The 16,293-nt window shown below is 39.2% G+C and carries 14 protein-coding genes; 11 read left to right on the top strand and 3 right to left on the bottom strand.

The window, feature by feature from the left end; translation table 11 throughout:
* The first annotated feature begins 5 nt into the window (after window positions 1–5).
* The 3 genes from JWG40_RS16950 (at window position 6) to JWG40_RS16960 (ending at window position 2,708) form a co-directional block, all read left to right on the top strand.
* Window positions 6–518: a SixA phosphatase family protein gene (locus JWG40_RS16950; protein WP_205286945.1), complete on the top strand. Its 513-nt coding sequence runs from the start codon at window positions 6–8 to the stop codon at window positions 516–518.
* Window positions 515–1,027 carry a hypoxanthine phosphoribosyltransferase gene (gene hpt / locus JWG40_RS16955; RefSeq protein ID WP_205286946.1) on the top strand — a complete coding sequence of 171 codons (513 nt, stop codon included), beginning with the start codon at window positions 515–517 and terminating at the stop codon, window positions 1,025–1,027. The genes JWG40_RS16950 and hpt overlap by 4 nt, the downstream gene beginning before the upstream one ends.
* A gap of 235 nt (window positions 1,028–1,262) precedes the next feature.
* Window positions 1,263–2,708 carry an NHL repeat-containing protein gene (locus JWG40_RS16960; RefSeq protein WP_205286947.1) on the top strand — a complete coding sequence of 482 codons (1,446 nt, stop codon included), beginning with the start codon at window positions 1,263–1,265 and terminating at the stop codon, window positions 2,706–2,708.
* Between the two features lie 25 nt (window positions 2,709–2,733).
* Here the strand turns inward: JWG40_RS16960 and JWG40_RS16965 are convergent, their stop codons facing one another.
* Window positions 2,734–3,645: a phosphate ABC transporter substrate-binding protein gene (locus tag JWG40_RS16965; RefSeq protein ID WP_205286948.1), complete on the bottom strand. Its 912-nt coding sequence runs from the start codon at window positions 3,643–3,645 to the stop codon at window positions 2,734–2,736.
* On the opposite strand from JWG40_RS16965, the gene JWG40_RS16970 reads away from it, so the two are divergent.
* Window positions 3,644–5,116: an OmpA family protein gene (locus JWG40_RS16970; RefSeq protein WP_232369451.1), complete on the top strand. Its 1,473-nt coding sequence runs from the start codon at window positions 3,644–3,646 to the stop codon at window positions 5,114–5,116. The genes JWG40_RS16965 and JWG40_RS16970 overlap by 2 nt on opposite strands.
* Here JWG40_RS16970 and JWG40_RS16975 read toward each other — a convergent pair whose 3' ends face one another.
* The gene (locus tag JWG40_RS16975; RefSeq protein ID WP_015680754.1) at window positions 5,117–6,385 is read right to left on the bottom strand and encodes a lysophospholipid acyltransferase family protein; all 1,269 of its coding nucleotides are present in this window, start codon (window positions 6,383–6,385) and stop codon (window positions 5,117–5,119) included.
* Window positions 6,386–6,433: 48 nt separating this feature from the next.
* On the bottom strand, window positions 6,434–8,842 hold the full coding sequence (locus tag JWG40_RS16980) for a sulfatase family protein (protein ID WP_205286949.1): 2,409 nt from the start codon (window positions 8,840–8,842) through the stop codon (window positions 6,434–6,436).
* Between the two features lie 11 nt (window positions 8,843–8,853).
* Here JWG40_RS16980 and JWG40_RS16985 point away from each other — a divergent pair, with 11 nt between their 5' ends.
* The 7 genes from JWG40_RS16985 (at window position 8,854) to JWG40_RS17015 (ending at window position 16,258) form a co-directional block, all read left to right on the top strand.
* Entirely contained in the window at window positions 8,854–9,720 is an 867-nt protein-coding gene (locus JWG40_RS16985) for an alpha/beta hydrolase (RefSeq protein ID WP_205286950.1), read from the top strand.
* A 14-nt stretch (window positions 9,721–9,734) separates the two neighbouring features.
* Window positions 9,735–10,172 (top strand): FAS1-like dehydratase domain-containing protein, encoded by a 438-nt coding sequence (locus tag JWG40_RS16990; RefSeq protein WP_002988441.1) that lies wholly within the window; start codon window positions 9,735–9,737, stop codon window positions 10,170–10,172.
* A gap of 15 nt (window positions 10,173–10,187) precedes the next feature.
* Complete coding sequence (locus tag JWG40_RS16995; RefSeq protein ID WP_004786111.1) at window positions 10,188–10,607, top strand: MaoC/PaaZ C-terminal domain-containing protein; 420 nt, start codon at window positions 10,188–10,190, stop codon at window positions 10,605–10,607.
* A 75-nt stretch (window positions 10,608–10,682) separates the two neighbouring features.
* A complete protein-coding gene (locus JWG40_RS17000; RefSeq protein ID WP_205286951.1) occupies window positions 10,683–11,108 on the top strand; it encodes a PH domain-containing protein in 426 nt (141 codons plus the stop codon).
* A 490-nt stretch (window positions 11,109–11,598) separates the two neighbouring features.
* Window positions 11,599–14,478, top strand: coding sequence for an SNF2-related protein (locus tag JWG40_RS17005; protein ID WP_205286952.1), 2,880 nt, complete (start codon window positions 11,599–11,601; stop codon window positions 14,476–14,478).
* A 228-nt stretch (window positions 14,479–14,706) separates the two neighbouring features.
* Window positions 14,707–15,609: an Abi family protein gene (locus tag JWG40_RS17010; RefSeq protein ID WP_205286953.1), complete on the top strand. Its 903-nt coding sequence runs from the start codon at window positions 14,707–14,709 to the stop codon at window positions 15,607–15,609.
* Between the two features lie 13 nt (window positions 15,610–15,622).
* A complete protein-coding gene (locus JWG40_RS17015) occupies window positions 15,623–16,258 on the top strand; it encodes a DNA methyltransferase (protein ID WP_205286954.1) in 636 nt (211 codons plus the stop codon).
* Window positions 16,259–16,293: the final 35 nt, after the last annotated feature.

Here is a 16,293-nt window from a genome sequence, read left to right on the forward strand (position 1 = left end):
TTAGTATGAAACAAATTTATTTACTGCGCCATGCCAAATCAGAATGGGATGAACCTTATGATTCTGATTTGGAGCGGTCTCTCTCTCGTCGAGGGAAAGAACAATCCAAAGCCCTGCGAGATTATTTAAAAGAAAGTCGTTTTGAATTTGACCAATGTTTGGTTTCGCCAGCAGACAGGACGCAAAAAACCTATGCAAGCCTACGCAAAGAGATCTTACGATTTCCAAAGCCGGAACTAAGAGAATCCATTTACGACTCAGATAAGGAAGACCTACTTTTTTTATTACAGGGACTTTCACCAAGCGTTCGTTCTGTCTGCTTGGTCGGCCACAATCCTGGGTTAGAAGAATTGGGAAGTGCCCTTCTCTTTGGGGAAACTAGTCCCACAAAATTTCAGAAATTTCCTACAGCCTCATTTCTCGGCTTGAGTTTTTCCGAAGAATCATGGAAAAATCTTAGTTGGGGAAGTTGCCAACTGGCAGTATTCTGGATCCCTGGGCAAATAGGCAAAGAATGAAACCTTTATATTCAGAAGAACGAATCCATCACCGTGTAGAGGAACTGGCAAGGGAGATCTCACGCGATTTCCTAAGCAAAGACCTAGTTGTGATTGGGATCTTAAATGGTGGATTTATCTTCACGGCAGATCTTTGTCGTAGCATTGCCATCTCCCATGAGGTAGACTTTATGGCTGCCTCTTCTTATGAAGATGGAACCACTTCCGGAAATCTAAAAATCACCAAAGAACTAAAAAAATCTGTGAAAAATAAATCGGTCCTCCTTGTGGAAGACATTGTGGATACAGGAAAAACATTAGAATATCTTTTGGAAGAAGTAGGAAAACAAAATCCCAAAGACTTAAGAGTGGCTGCATTATTTTGGAAACAAAACAAAGCTAACCCACATATTCCTGTACATTATCCAGGTTTCATTATCGAAGATGAATTTTTAGTAGGTTATGGTTTAGATTACAAAGGTCAATATCGTAACCTGCCTTATGTGGCAAAGTTGGAAGGAACGGAGTGAATTTTGAATTCAATTGAATTCGTTATTTAAGTAATCAAAACAACTAATGTGAATTAGATGAAATTTACTACAAAACAAATGGTCTGCAATCGTTAATCAGAAGAAATTTATTTCCAAAGGCAATACATAAAAAAACATATTGCCAAAATCCCTCTCCCTGAATCTATTTATTGTATAGATGAATGTCCGGCTAATTTTCTTTTCTTTGGTATTCTGTTTTTCTGGAAACTGCCAAATGGCATCCTTATCCAATCCTTGTGATGCTGATTCGAAGGACTTCTTTCCTCAACTAATTGTTTCTGCAAACATTGAAGGTGGTTTTTGCCAATTCCAAGTTGTCAATACTGGTGATTTGTACCGATTCACTGATTTTACATTTTATAAATCTATTCCCATTTCCGTATTATCTAGGTTAGGTTCAAAAACCGAAGTCAGTGTACGCCCCAATCTTCCAGAAGGATTGTATATAGATCCAAATACGGGAGCCCTTTCGGGAACGCCGACATCTCCAATTGAGAGACAGAGTTATACTGTTTTCCGAAAGGGTGTGGCTCTTGGACAAATCACAATTCAAGTTCGAGATTTGGTAGCAACTAAAGTTTATGGACAGTTAGGAAATCTGAACTGTGGTCTTCCTTACTTAACTGTTAGTGATTGTTCTGCTGGAGGGCCAGCCACCGCTGAAAATTTATCAGGACCCAATGCTGTAATCGCTGATAATGCAGGTGGGGTATACATTTCCAGTGGCAATCGTGTTTTATATTACCCTCTTGGCCAAACAACGGCTATGCGAGTATATGGCCAACATGGTTCGTTTACATGTGACATTTCCAATGCCCATACGAATCAGAGTTGTACCCCATTGGGTTCTATCGCCGCAACTACTTTGAATAATCCTCGAGGGATCTTTCTAGATGCATCAAATAATCTTTTTGTGGCTGATACAGGCGCTAACCGCCGATTGTTAGTCTATGCAGACCAAATTACAGTTCCCTTCCGAGCGATTGGTGTTCCAAACTTTGTCACACCGGGAGGAGGCGCCACTTCTCAATCCAGTTTTTATACGCCAATCGGTTTGAGTTTAGAAAGTTCCGGTGGGTTCTACGTCTCTGACTCCGGTGATAGCCGTGTACTTTATTTCCCCAAAGATGCAAACCTTCCCTCCGCAGTTTATGGCCAACCCGATTTTTTAAGTAATGGGTCGACACAATCTGCTAATGGTCTCAATGCAAACCAAGGAGTCGTGGCTGATTCCGAAGGGGGAATTTACGTTGCCGATACTTTAAACCACCGAGTGATGTTTTTTCCGAGGGGATCCAATACTGCAACCAGAGTCTATGGCCAAATTAACTTCACAACAAACACAAGCTCTACATCCAGTAACGGTTTAAACAATCCCGTAGCAGTAGCTTTGGATCAAAGTGACAATTTATTTGTAGCAGATCTCAATGGACACCGGGTTCTTATTTACCCCAGAACTAACCTTACCTCTGGAATGACAGCAACTGGAGTCGTTGGGCAATTTGGAAACCTAAACTGTGGGGCCGATAACAATTCAGGTTCCTGCTCCCCTGGCTCACCCACAGCCCAAAATTTATACCGACCTACTGCCGTCCATTTTGATAAACAGGGTCGGTTGTACATCGCTGATTATGGGAACAACCGAGTTTTGGCTTATTAGTCGATACGAATCTACCGGCAGTTACTTATTTCACTGGTTCTGCAGAAACTTCTACTTCTGGAAGAGAAGCTCTTAAATATCCCGACTGTAACACTGCCACCTGACCTTGTTCACTGGTAAGGAAAGTAACAAAGGCATCAATTTTATCACCTTGGTCAGTTTTATAAACCATAAAAAGTTCCCGAGCCAATCTATATTTTCTATCATAAACATTTCTGACGGAAGGAGAAACATAAGGATCTTTATTGGTTCTAGCATAATCGAGGGCTTTTAATTTGTCTTTGTTTTCGACAAGTGCAGAACCCATTCCCATATAACCGATGCTATTTGGATTTCCTTGGATGAATTTTGCCATTTCCGCATTGTCTTTTACAATTTTGGCATCTGGAGAAAATACATTAGCCTTGTATTGATTAAATTCATTCAAACCCAAATCTTTTCTTTTGAGGATGTGATTTTGAAAATAGTCTTGGGTTCCCGATTTATCATTTCGAATGACGATCGAGATAGGGGCATCGGTTCCACCTACTTCCTTCCAGTTTTTAATTTTTCCAGAAAAGATATCTGAAGTTTGACTTAGGTTCAGTTTGGATACCGTGTTCTTGGTATTGACAACAAGAGCCACACCATCGTAAGCCAATCTTACTTTTTCTAAATTTCCCGTTTTGCGCAGGTCATCAAATTCTGCCTGGTTTAGGTCGCGAGAAGAAACTGCCATATCAATTTCGCCTTTTCGTAACCTGTCAATCCCTGATTCAGATCCACCACCTTCGACTGTTACACGAACATTGGAATTAACCTTTTCATATTCGGCTCCTAAATACCGCATCATACTGTTCATGGTTTCAGAACCTGCCACTTTCAGGGTTTGTTTGTCCTTACAAGCGACAAAGTTGATTGTAATCAAAATGTAAAAAAGCAGAGAAAGGTTTTTCATGGTATTTCAGGTAAAGCCCAAAATCCATCCTTCGTCAATCGCAAAAACCGCTAGTTTTTTCCATTTCCCCTATCAGTTTTTCAAAAAATTCCCCGATCTTTGCAATGTGAAGACTCGCCACCGATTCCTATTATTTTGTTTTGTCATAATTCTTCCCCTGATTGGATCTAGCCCAGTTCCCTCGGGAAAAACCACTTTCCAGTGGAAATGGAAAGAAAACCAAGTATTGGAATTAAATGAATACCATGATGTTTACTTCCGGGTCGGCACTAAAACGGTCGAAAGAGAAGACAAAAACCGAGTCGTGATGAAACCAAAAAAATGTTCATCTGATTCTTGTTTGGTGAATGCTTTTTTTGATACTTACATTCGGTATGGGAAAACATCCGGCCCATTTTGGAAGGACAAAGAATTTGTTTCTGATTTTACACTCTTTCGCAATGGAAGGTATGAAGTTCCAAACGAATTCATAATGCCAAACCTTCGCAGTTTTCCAAGTTTCCCCGAAGAAGCAGTTTCTGTTTCCGATGTATGGAAACTACCTGCAGAAGAATCCTTTGATTTTAATGCAGAACGCATTCGTGTAAAAGTAGTTCCCGAATATACCTTCCAAGGCACTGCCCCTTGGTCGGAAGGAAATTATAAAGGAAATTGTGAGAAGATCACTTATACCTACCCCATTTTTTATACAAAACCAGAAGGTGAAAAGATGGTACCGAACGTACCGTATAAAATTTTTGGGTTTGCATCGGGAACTGTTTTCTTTAATGCGACAAGAGGTGTTCCCGAGTTCAAAGAAGTAAAACTATCTTATACCTTTATCTATCCGAACGGAACCGTCCAAGAAGCAAATTTTCACATCAAAGGAATTTACTTTCTTCGTAACCAAGTCAATGCCAAAGACAAAGAAGCCATTCGTGAAGATATTCTTGGTGATTTGATCGTGGGTTATACGGGAGATCCAAATCGAACTAAGTTAGGAGAGCCAAGGAAAGATCCAATCCATGGAAAAGAACCGAACGGTGATAATTTAGGACGTATTACAGATACAGGAGAGGTTCCCATTCCGGAAAAAAATTCTGTTCCTGAAAAACTTCCGATCTCCGTTCGCACTTCTGAGGATGGAATTGTATTCTCTTTGGATTCTATCCTTTTTGATTTTAATGATAGCAAACTCAAATCCGATGCCGAAACCGCAGTGGCTAAGATTGCAGAGATCTTAAAAAAATATCCCGACAGAGAAATTCGAGTTTCTGGACATACAGACAATATCGGGAAAAAAGAATACAACAAAAAACTATCAGAAGATAGAGCAAAGGCCGTATTACATTCCTTAGTTGATAATTACAAAATGGATGAAAAACATATTTCCTTTAGAGGATATGGTGATGAAATCCCGATTGTACCAAACGATTCAGAAGAAAACCGGCATAAAAACCGTCGAGTGGAAATTACATTGGTTTTGGACTAACTAACCTATCTGTAAATCCAATCCTACCGAATAGGGAGGAACGATTGGTTCGCTTTCCTTTTTTCCTCGTTCCAATAGAAGTTCCATTTCTTTTCTCATCTCTACGAGCAAACTTTGGATGGCTTCTTTTTTGTTCGACTTATAGAGTTTATAATAGGGTGCCACAGAAAATGCCGGTCCTAAAACCACATGGGCTTTCCTTGCTCTTGCTTCTGTTTTTCCAAATATATGTTTTTCAAAACTGCAAATACATTCCATCAAACGCTCCGCAGATGGCCATTGAATTAAGTTTTTTGGTTTGGTAATGATAAAAGCATAAGCAGTATCCACTAATTGTTTGGCTCTGCGTATGTTTTGATCGGTTAAGTTTTTTGGTGTAGAAGAAAGGGGGGAACCTGCTTCCAAACTATCTATGGCCATAAAAAGAAGCCTTAGTTTCTGGATGGCATTGTCGGATTCATGAAACTTCACATTAAGAATGGAAGCGGCCAAATTAAGAGCCGTGTGCCTTGCCCTCCCCAAACGGTAATCAAAATCTTTCCCATTGATTTCCGACCTGGGTATTCCTAATTCAAATTCCGTTTCTTCCAACATCACACGACCTACAGTTAAAAACCTTCGTAACAGTGTTCGTCCACCAGGATAGAGTTTCAACTTTCGTTCAATCCTAGATAAAGAAGTTTCAATGTCGGCGAGGATCGAATCACGAGACCCCGAAATTTTATATTTCACAAAACTTGGTTGGATCCATAATTCCGCATTTGGATCCTTTTCTAAAGCAGCTTCCAATCCCCAAAAAGACACTTGCGCCACTCCAGGCATAAACGATACTAAATTATCATTTTCCCCAGACACCATTCCTTCTGGATACATAACAAGTTTTCCATCTTTTTCGGCTAATATTTGTTTTGCGGTTTTGATTGCATTTCGATTTAACCTTCCTGTGATCACTGAAAAAGCACCAACTCTTTTGATCACTTCTCCTACCAAACCAAATCCCCAATTAAAAATACTTCGAGAGGCCATAAAATGGAACCTTGCTCCAATTTTAGTCGCTACATAATAAGCAATGATGGGTTCCAAATCGCTCGGTTGGTTGGATAAATACAAAACTCTTTTGTTTTTGATTTCTTTTAAGCGAAGTTCATCTTCTTTCGATATCACAACTCCATCAATATTAAAAAGGAGTTTGGAAAGAATGGGAAAACCTAAATCCAATCCCAAGGCAATGGGAAATTCAAAACGTGGCGGAATAAAAGAGTCTTTCATACAATTGTCTAGTTAGAATAAGACGAACCCTATTGCCAATACGAGCAATTATTCGTGGATGTAACCCCAGGTTTCTAATATTTTTTTCACTTCTTTGCCCATCTCACGTTGTACTTCCGATTCCCTGGTCCCACTGAAGGCACCATCGTTATACACCCAAGGAAGAGCAGAGGAAGGAAAGCCTTCGGGCTCTCTTTCCGACACAATTAAGTCTTCTAAGTTGGTGATAGATCTTTGGTATTCCAATCCATACCTACCAAAACGAACAGGAATCGTTTTTCCATTCCGTGAAAAACTAAAGAAAGCTCCAAGCTCTGGATTGACTGTTTTGAATACAACTTCCTCACCTAAGTTTGGAGATCGTGCAGCGTTAGATTCCTTTTGTAAGGAGATTGTTTTTGCAGAACCTGAACTCAATTGGATGGAGTCAGAAACCTCCCAATCATAAATGGAGCCTTGTACATTTAAAGAAAGGAAGTCTCGGCAAATGGCTTCCGAACAAGGCGGAATCAAAATTCGTAAATGGTTTCGTCTTAAAAAATTTTCCCGTCGGAAGTCGGCCCTTGCGATTTGTAAAAGCCTTTCTCCTTCTGGCAAAGGACTTAAATTGTTTTTTTCTTCTGGGTCTTTTTTTAAGTCATACAATTCTTCGGCCATGGTGTGGGGTTCTCCCGCCGCCGTTCGCCTAACTGTAGTAAAACCAGGATACCTACGAATGTATTTGTAATTTTCTGTCCGAACCGATTCCGACATCCTTCCTTCGGTATAAATAAAACTTTCTTTGGGACAAACATCTGCCTTGCGAATGCAAGAAGAATAGTCAGCTCCTCGGTAGCTGGATTCTTTGGGCAATAAATCTAAAAATCCGAGAATGGTTGGCGCAAGTGAAAGCAAAGAGGACTGGCCAGGAATTCGAATCTGTCCACCATCAGCTTTTTTAGCCAAATCAGATCCTAAACTATCTTGGATAGACTTAGGAAGTTTAATAAAGTAAGGAACATTAATTTCCTCATCATAATGGGTTTCCCCATGGCCAAACCGAGTTTGCATAATGAAATGATAACTGTAATCATGATGGGCACTAAAAAGTTCACCATGGTCACCGGTCACAATGATCATCGTTTCGTCATAAGTTCCTTGTTTTTTTAATGTTTCCACAAGCCGTCCAATCTCACGGTCGGTATAGTGCATCTCGCCTAAGTACCGCTGCACGGGAGATTCATACTTGTAAAAAACTTCCGTTGGAACCACCGAACGAACAGCGACCATATCTTCTGGCGGTGGAGAATAGGAGGCGTGAGGCGTATTTAAATTGAAATGTAAAAAATAAGGTTTGTCTTTGGATTCGTTTACAAACTCAATCGCGTGGTTTGTGAGAACTTCTGTATCCACAATGTCCATTCCTACTTGAAACGAATTATGAAATCCTAAATCCAAACCCACCGTTGTATAATCCAAAAAGAAAACATTATTCATGATCGTTTTGGAAAAATAGCCAGCTTCTCGAAAGGTTTTGGCTAAGTTGTCTCTTTTTTTCCCATAATAAACTTTTCTCTGATAAGGTTTTGTCGAAAACCAAGAATTCCCCAAACCAAGGTTAGATGAATAATCCGAATGAAAAAAAGACATCATCGATGGTTTTGTCCAATTTCCATTGGCAAATGGATTTTCAAAGAACACAGATTCTTTTGCCATTTGGTCCATCACAGGTGTGACAGAATATGGATACCCGTAAGAACCAAAAAAATCTTTCCTTGCCGAATCTATGACTATGAGAATCACGGACTTTGGTTTCCCCGAACTGGCAAAAGATTCCAAAGTATCCTTGGAATATAACAAAGGTTCACCGACAAAAAGATAACTATCTTTACTTTCCCACACCAACTGAAGAGATCCCGATTCTCCGATTTCCAAAACTTCTTGTTTCGAAATCCAACTTTCCTTCATAGTTCCGGCAAGGTTCCATTCCTTAAGAACTTTTTCACCTGAATTCAATTTTAAAATTCCTGAAACTTGGGATTGAAATTCTGTTCCACCTAACAATCCAACAAGCGCAGAAAATTCATATTGGCCCGGTGGGACTTTGAATTCATACTCCTGGCCCGGTGGGAAAAAAAGAGAATCCAAAGAATGATTTAAAAAGATTTCTTTATCAGAATTAAAAGTAATCTGCGTATTCTCCCATTTGCGTGAATGGGGAAGGCCACTTTGGCGACCGGGATTTTTTTTCCAATGGTAAGGGAGTAAATCTTTGGAAATCGAAATTTTGGATTTGGCATTTCGTAACTCCAAAACCAAGTCGACGGGGAAACGTCTTTCCGATTTGTTCAAACAGCTTAGGAGACAAAAACAGATCGATAGGGCGAAAAGAACAGTCGCTCGCATATGGAACCAGTTTGGAAAACAGGTATCCGACGAACAGGAAAAGTTCTTTCTTTTTAGGTTTCCATCGTCCATGTTTGACATCTATGAGTAATTGGGAACAAGCCTACTCCCGTGAGGAGTCTACCTTTCAAAATAAAGACGGCGGAAAGATTTATTATCAAATCTACCGACCCAAGTCTGGTGTAAAACGTGTGCTCGTTGTGCACCATGGAATTGGGGAACACGGTGGTCGTTACAATTTTTTGTTGGAAGCCATGGCAGAACGCAATTACGCCATTTACCTCATCGACTGCCGTGGTCACGGTAAATCCGATGGACGCCGTGGTGTCATCACTCACTTCTCCGATTTTTTTGCTGACCTGAAAGAACTCATCGATATCGCCAAACGAAATGAAGGTGTAAGTAAGGTGACTTTACTTGGCCATTCTATGGGAGCAGCCGTTACCTTTCTTTATACGGCCACTGACAACTTCCAAAATGATTTAGATGCCTACATTTGTAGTGCCCTTCCCATCAAAGTCAAAACCGACCTTGTGATGGATATTAAAAAAGGTGCCGGTGGTTTATTAGCAAAATTTGTTCCGACTCTCACGGTTCCCACAGGTCTCGATGTGAATATGATTTCGCATGACAAATCTGTTGTGGAAGCATACGTAAAAGACCCGTTAGTGCATGGAAATGTTGGTGCCTATTTGGGAGATTATTTACTGAATTGTTATGCTCTCGCTTTAGAATCGGCTACAAAAATCAATGTACCCATTTATATGTTCCATGGAAAAGAAGACCAAATCGCTCTTGTCCAAGGAACTTTGGAGGCCTTCGAGAAGGTAAATTCCAAAGACAAAACAATGAAAATTTTTGACGGATTGTACCACGAGACCATGAACGAACTTCCGAAAGACAGAGCCATCGTCTTTAAAGAGTTAGTTTCTTGGATCGATAAACACTAAGGAGATAAATGCCAATGGCAATAACCAAAGATATAGTTGGAAAAAAACTAGATCGTTTTGATTTCACAGTGGAACGAGGAAAGATCAAAGAATTCTGCCTCGCCATCAACGAAAAAAACCCAATCTATTTTGATGTAGAAGAAGCAAAAAAAGCAGGATACTCAGATGTTCCCGCTCCCCCTACTTTCCCTACAGTCATTATGTTTTGGGGATACCCAAAGATTTGGAACGATATGGCCGAACTCGGAATCGATCTTTCCAAAATCCTTCACTTAAAAGAAGAGTATACGTATCACAAAATTCTGTATCCGGGCAAAGTGTACGCACAGTCCGAAATTGCCGATGTAAAATCGGGAAGAGCAGAAATCGTAACTTTCAGAACCACCATCTATGATGAAAAAAATGATCCTATCCTCTCTGCTGAGATGGCGATCTTCATTCGTAAGGATTAATACAGGAGGCTAACCATGGCAAAAATCGAATTTGATAAAGTAGAAGTTGGTCAGACACTTCCTCCACTAGACATTCCAGTCATCGAACATGCAAATTTAGTTCGTTATGCGGGAGCATCTGGAGATTTTAACCCCATCCACAATGATCCTGATTTCGCAAGAAAAGCCGGACTTGATGGAACTATCTCCCACGGTATGTATGTGATGGCGCAAGTAGGAAGACTTTGTACTTCTTGGGCTGAACAAAAAGACATCGCTTACTTTGGTGTGACTTTCAAAGCCATGACAAAACTTGGTGAAAAACTAACCATCGTTGGTACCATCAAAAAGAAATTTGAAAAAGATGGGAAAAAAACTGTAACTGTTCTTGTAGAAGCTAAAAACGAAGCTGGTGAAGTGAAAGCCGGTGGAGATTTAGTCGTAAACGCAGTATAAATTTTACACCCTCTCCCTTTAAATGAGATCGTTCCATCATTTGGAGGGAGAAATCCATCAAACAAGGAACAGACTATGCCATCCCAAGAAACTATCGTTTCGCAAATCAAAAGTTTACTTTCCAATCATCCGAACATAAACGTAGATATTTTATTTCTGTATGTACCTGAGTTTAAAATCCTTCACAACATAATCGAAGAAGACGAAATCATCCAAGGGTATTGTATCGGTCTCCTCGAAGGATCCAAAGAAAAATTGAGCTCAGGAAAATGGCTCGTTCTACTCACCAACAAAAGATTTCATTTGGTTCAAAATCCCATAATGCGATCCAGCCACCAACACATCCCATTAGAATTTTCGAATATTAAAAAAGTCACTACAAAACTCGGTTGGTTTTTTGGCCAAATCCAATTTGAATCGGAAGACAACACAATTAGAATGTTACAAATCGGTAGGAAGGATTACAGTTTTTTCCTTCCTTGTTTGAAAGATTTTTTATGATTTCAAAAGCCTTTGTTCGCATAACAAATTTCATGTGGATATTACAGCTTTAACAATATACCGAAAATACTTGATATCTAAAACCATTCTTTAGTTAGCTCCATTAAGGTGGGGCGCCTCAAATCTTAGAATAGATCAAAAACAAATCCAATAACGACCGCGCTATCCGCTCCAATCCTTCGGATTTCCGCTTCTATCGCTGGCGCGGGGAATGAATTGGTTGCTATCAAATTCAGATTCTTTCCATTCCGTCGATCCACAACCATTAAGAACGCAGACGAAACATCGACTAACAGAAAGAAATCTGAAGGCAATAGCTTCAAATGGTTGAAATGGATGATAGAACTTTGAAGGATCATAAAAATATCTTGACGTCTTCCTATGAAAGAAAGTTGAATCTCTAAAGTCATGATTATTCGGTATTAAGAGTATAAACTGTTTTATTAAAGATTTCGCGTAAAAATATATAATGGACTAGTCGCTTTAGTTTATGCACCTAACACCGCACCAAAGAAAGATAATTGGCTTAGAGCTAACCAGAAAACGTGCCTCTGGTGATCCAAACAGACTCGGGCAGGCTATGCTCGGAGCCCAAGTAGATTTAAATCCTCATCAATTAGATGCATCATTATTTGCGTTAGAATCGCCTTTATCTAGAGGAGTGATTCTAGCAGATGAAGTGGGCCTAGGAAAAACCATCGAGGCTGGTCTAGTGCTCACTCAATTTTTGTCGGAAGGGAAAAAGAGAATTTTGATCATTGCGCCGGCAAATTTGCGCAAACAATGGAATGGTGAGTTAAGAGAAAAGTTTCATCTAAAATCCGAAATTCTTGAAGGGAAAAATTTTAATTTAATCCAGAGAAGCGGAATCTCCAATCCCTTTGACTCAGAGTCTGTAGTTATTGCATCCTATCAATTCGTAAAAGCAAGGGCATTTGAAGTCGCACAAATTCCGTGGGATCTTGTGGTTATTGACGAGGCACATAGGCTCAGAAATGTTTATAAAGAGACTAACATCATAGCAAACACAATTAAAGAAAGTTTACGTGGTAGGTTTAAACTTCTTCTTACAGCAACTCCCCTACAAAATTCACTCAGCGAATTATACGGATTGGTAAGCATTATCGATGAACAAACATTTGGTGACTTTGAAAGTTTCTCCCAGCAGTTTTTACGAATCCAATCAGAAGAGCAACTTCAATTACTTAAAAATAGAATAGAAGGTATTTGCAAAAGAACCCTTCGAAAACAAGTATTAGAATACATTAAATATACCAAAAGAATTCCTATTACGAAAGAGTTTGTTCCAAGTGATGATGAAAATCGTTTGCATGAATGGATCAGTGCTTACCTACAACGAGAAAATTTAGCTGCACTCCCCAAAAGCCAAAGAAAACTCATGACCTTAATCTTACGCAAACTTCTTGCTTCTTCCACTTATGCAATTGCTGGAACATTACAGGCTTTAGTCGATAGATTAGAAAAAAAGTTACTTACAACCGATAACTCTATTGATTTAGAAATCCAAGATTTGATTGCTGAGGATTTTGAGGATTACGAAGAACTACAAGAAGAATGGTCGGAATACCAAAGTCAGAAAACCGCCTCTCAACCAATTCATTCGGTTGAAACAATTGAAAATCTAAAAGCTGAAATCAAAGAATTAAAAGAATATCTTACACTCGCCAATAGTATCCAAGCAAATAGTAAAGCAGAAGTATTACTCGCAGGACTTGGGCAAGCTTTCTCCGAAATGGAACGATTAGGTGGAGCCAAAAAAGCTGTCATTTTTACAGAATCAAGACGAACTCAGAATTACCTATACGACTTTTTATCAATCAACGGTTATGCGAATCAGATTCTATTGTTCAACGGATCTAATAACGATGAAACCTCAAAACTTATCTTTCAGTCTTGGATGGAAAAATACAAAGATTCTGACAAGATATCAGGTTCCAAGACGGCAGATATGCGGGCGGCCCTCGTAGAAGAATTTAGAGAGAGAAGACAGATTTTAATAGCCACAGAGGCCGCAGCAGAAGGAATCAATCTTCAATTTTGTTCTATCGTAGTCAACTATGACCTTCCTTGGAATCCACAAAGGATAGAACAAAGAATTGGAAGGTGCCATCGTTATGGTCAAAATTTTGATGTTGTTGTGGTTAATTTCCTTAACAAAAAGAATTTGGCCGACGTTCGCGTCTATGAATTGTTAAGCGAAAAATTCCAGTTATTCAGCGGTGTTTTTGGAGCGAGCGATGAAGTACTTGGAAATGTGGAGACAGGTGTTGATTTTGAAAAGAGAATTGCAGAAATTTTCCAATCTTGCCGGACCAAAGAAGAAATCCAGGATGCATTTGATAGACTTCAATCTGAATTACAATCAGATATAAATGAAAGGATAAAAGAAACCAGAGAAAAATTACTTACCAACTTTGACGAGATTGTGCAAGAAAAGCTCAAAATCCGAATGGAGGAAAGTGAAATTTTGTTCGATCGCCAAACCAAGTTACTATGGATCTTAACTAAGGACGCCATATTGAAACACGGAAAAACAAATGATGCAGAACTTAGCTTTCGATTAGATTCCAACCCATTTCCATCCATTCCTATCCAACTCGGCCATTATCGAATGGGAAAATCCTTATTTCAGGAAAATGTTTTCCATACAAACCATCCCCTTGCCAAAAAAATCTTGGACTTTGCTCTAAACGATAAAGTTCCAGAGGATGGTCTTTTGACATTTACACTGAGTAAAGATAGAATTGATCAGAGTTACGCGAATTTAAGAAACAAACAGGGGAATATATTAGCGACGCTTTGGACTTTGGATAGTTTTGAAAAGGAAGAAATTCTATTATTAACAACTCTATGGGAAGATGGCTCAACCTTAGATAATGATCAGGCAATTCGTCTATTTTCTAGATCCTGTCAGTGGAAAACTTATACAGAAAAAGATTTAAATTCAAGAAAAACCAAATTGGATGAACTTCATCTAATTAAGAAAAACCAAATCTTAATCAATCGAGACTTAAGAAACCAAGAGCTCTTTTCCAAAGAATATGAAAAATTAGATGCTTGGGCGGATGACAAACGTTTGAGTCTACAAAAGGAATTAAAAGCATTTGATGAAGAAATTAAAATTCGCAAAAAACAAGCGAAGGATGCAGGGAACCTAACAGACCGATTAAAGCTAGAAAGAGAAAGGAAAGAAATCGAAAAAAAAAGGGATGAAGCCTGGAAGAGTTTTGAATTTGCGCGTCGTTCTATTGATGAAGAAAAAGAAAAATTCTTAGAAGAAATGGAAAAAAAAGCTAAATTTGTTATCGATGAAACTGTTCTATTTTCTTGCACAATTCAAATCGTTTAACATTTATTTTCTGTTCATTTTTCCCTTGCCAACCTTGTGATTTCTGCCATTTTATGAAGGAAACCCTGCCAAAAATATGAACTATTTTAAAAATGATTTTCGAAGCCCATGTGATTTTTCACTTGCGAATCTACCGATATGGCCGATCATGATAGATAGCATACCTGCCAGGCCTCTGAATGTAAGCCCAAATTGGCAGGTCTTTTGCCCTCTATGGAAATAAGGGCGATGATTTACGGAAAAAAAGCCCTCACAATCGAAGAACAAGCGGATCAACTTCTGAGCAGAGGATTGGTTGCCCAACGTGATGATATAATCGCAATTTTAAAGCAGGTTAGTTACTATCGCCTCAGTGGATATTGGTTCCCTTTTCGCAATTATCCCCAAGAAGAATTCAAACAAAATACCTCGCTAACAGAAATATGGAATCGGTATTGTTTTGATCGGAAACTTAGGCTTCTGGTTTTAGATGGAATCGAAAAAATTGAAATTGCCTTACGGACAGACATCACATATAAACTTTCTCACCAAACAGGTGCTTTCGGGTACACAGAAAAGTCCGCATTTCCAATGTTAAGTGAATTTGATTTTGAAAAACTCCAAGAGGAAATCAAAAAAGAATATTCAAGAAGCAAAGAAAAGTTTGTCTCTCATTTTCAGCACAAATACGGCGACATACACGATTCGTTACCTCTATGGATGGCTACGGAACTCATCAGTTTTGGTGCACTTTTTACCATGTTCAGAGGAATATCCACATCCCATTCAAAATCAATTGCGAAAAAATACAATTTGCCCGAACCCGTTCTATTGTCTTGGATTGGCAGTTTAAACTCAGTCAGAAACATTTGTGCACATCATTCCCGGCTGTGGAATCGAGAATTTGGCTACAAACCTATGCTCCCCAGAAATAATTTGGTTTGGAAACAACCAGTAGAAATACAACCTAATAAGATTTTTGTTATCCTATCTATGATTCAATACATGTTAGGTTTCATTTCTCCAACGAGCCAATGGAAATATCGTTTTTTAGATTTACTGACTGCTTATCCCAATATACCCATCCGCGAAATGGGCTTTCCACTTCGCTGGAAAGAGATTCCGTTTTGGAATCTAACCCAACCAACATAAGGAATCCCATAGAATGACCAATCCCCCGAAACTCCCTCTCACATCGCACACCCTAACAGACGACAAACTTCGCATTCTTAAAGAACATTTTCCGGAAGTATTTACCGAAGGTAGTCTCATTGATTGGGACAAACTTCGCCTAACTCTGGGAGAAAACATCGAATCGGAAGATCCAAAAGAACGATTTGGTCTGAACTGGCCTGGGAAACGAAATTGTTTTAAAGCCATCCAAACTCCCACAACGGCCACCCTCCTCCCTGACCGCGAAGCTTCAGTGGACTTTGACACTACAGAAAACCTATATATCGAAGGGGACAATCTTGAAGTTTTAAAACTTTTACAAAAGTCCTATCTTGGCAAGGTCAAGATGATCTATATCGACCCTCCTTACAATACAGGAAATGATTTTGTCTACCCCGATGACTATACCGAGTCCTTAAAAACCTATTTGGAATACACAGGGCAAGTAGATGCCAAAGGCCGTAAGTTTACGAATAACACCGAAACTACAGGCCGGTTCCATTCCAAATGGTTAAATATGATGTACCCCAGGCTTTTCCTTGCACGCAATCTTCTCCGTGAAGATGGGGTGATTTTTATTTCCATTGGTAGATTCAAGAATCTAATGCAACAAATCCCGATAATATAAATCGGAGAAAAGATGACAAAATACTCAAGAATTAG

The organism is Leptospira abararensis (genome assembly GCF_016918735.1).
Lineage (GTDB): Bacteria > Spirochaetota > Leptospiria > Leptospirales > Leptospiraceae > Leptospira_A > Leptospira_A abararensis.

What these genes read in the sequence shown, in the direction of transcription:
- JWG40_RS17010 (WP_205286953.1), top strand. Translation starts at nt 14,707, where the DNA reads ATGATTTACGGAAAAAAAGCCCTCACAATCGAAGAACAAGCGGATCAA.
- JWG40_RS17000 (WP_205286951.1), top strand. Translation starts at nt 10,683, where the DNA reads ATGCCATCCCAAGAAACTATCGTTTCGCAAATCAAAAGTTTACTTTCC.
- hpt (WP_205286946.1), top strand. Translation starts at nt 515, where the DNA reads ATGAAACCTTTATATTCAGAAGAACGAATCCATCACCGTGTAGAGGAA.
- JWG40_RS16970 (WP_232369451.1), top strand. Translation starts at nt 3,644, where the DNA reads ATGGTATTTCAGGTAAAGCCCAAAATCCATCCTTCGTCAATCGCAAAA.
- JWG40_RS16980 (WP_205286949.1), bottom strand. Translation starts at nt 8,842, where the DNA reads ATGGACGATGGAAACCTAAAAAGAAAGAACTTTTCCTGTTCGTCGGAT.
- JWG40_RS16975 (WP_015680754.1), bottom strand. Translation starts at nt 6,385, where the DNA reads ATGAAAGACTCTTTTATTCCGCCACGTTTTGAATTTCCCATTGCCTTG.
- JWG40_RS16965 (WP_205286948.1), bottom strand. Translation starts at nt 3,645, where the DNA reads ATGAAAAACCTTTCTCTGCTTTTTTACATTTTGATTACAATCAACTTT.
- JWG40_RS16995 (WP_004786111.1), top strand. Translation starts at nt 10,188, where the DNA reads ATGGCAAAAATCGAATTTGATAAAGTAGAAGTTGGTCAGACACTTCCT.
- JWG40_RS17005 (WP_205286952.1), top strand. Translation starts at nt 11,599, where the DNA reads ATGCACCTAACACCGCACCAAAGAAAGATAATTGGCTTAGAGCTAACC.
- JWG40_RS16950 (WP_205286945.1), top strand. Translation starts at nt 6, where the DNA reads ATGAAACAAATTTATTTACTGCGCCATGCCAAATCAGAATGGGATGAA.
- JWG40_RS17015 (WP_205286954.1), top strand. Translation starts at nt 15,623, where the DNA reads ATGACCAATCCCCCGAAACTCCCTCTCACATCGCACACCCTAACAGAC.
- JWG40_RS16960 (WP_205286947.1), top strand. Translation starts at nt 1,263, where the DNA reads ATGGCATCCTTATCCAATCCTTGTGATGCTGATTCGAAGGACTTCTTT.
- JWG40_RS16990 (WP_002988441.1), top strand. Translation starts at nt 9,735, where the DNA reads ATGGCAATAACCAAAGATATAGTTGGAAAAAAACTAGATCGTTTTGAT.
- JWG40_RS16985 (WP_205286950.1), top strand. Translation starts at nt 8,854, where the DNA reads ATGAGTAATTGGGAACAAGCCTACTCCCGTGAGGAGTCTACCTTTCAA.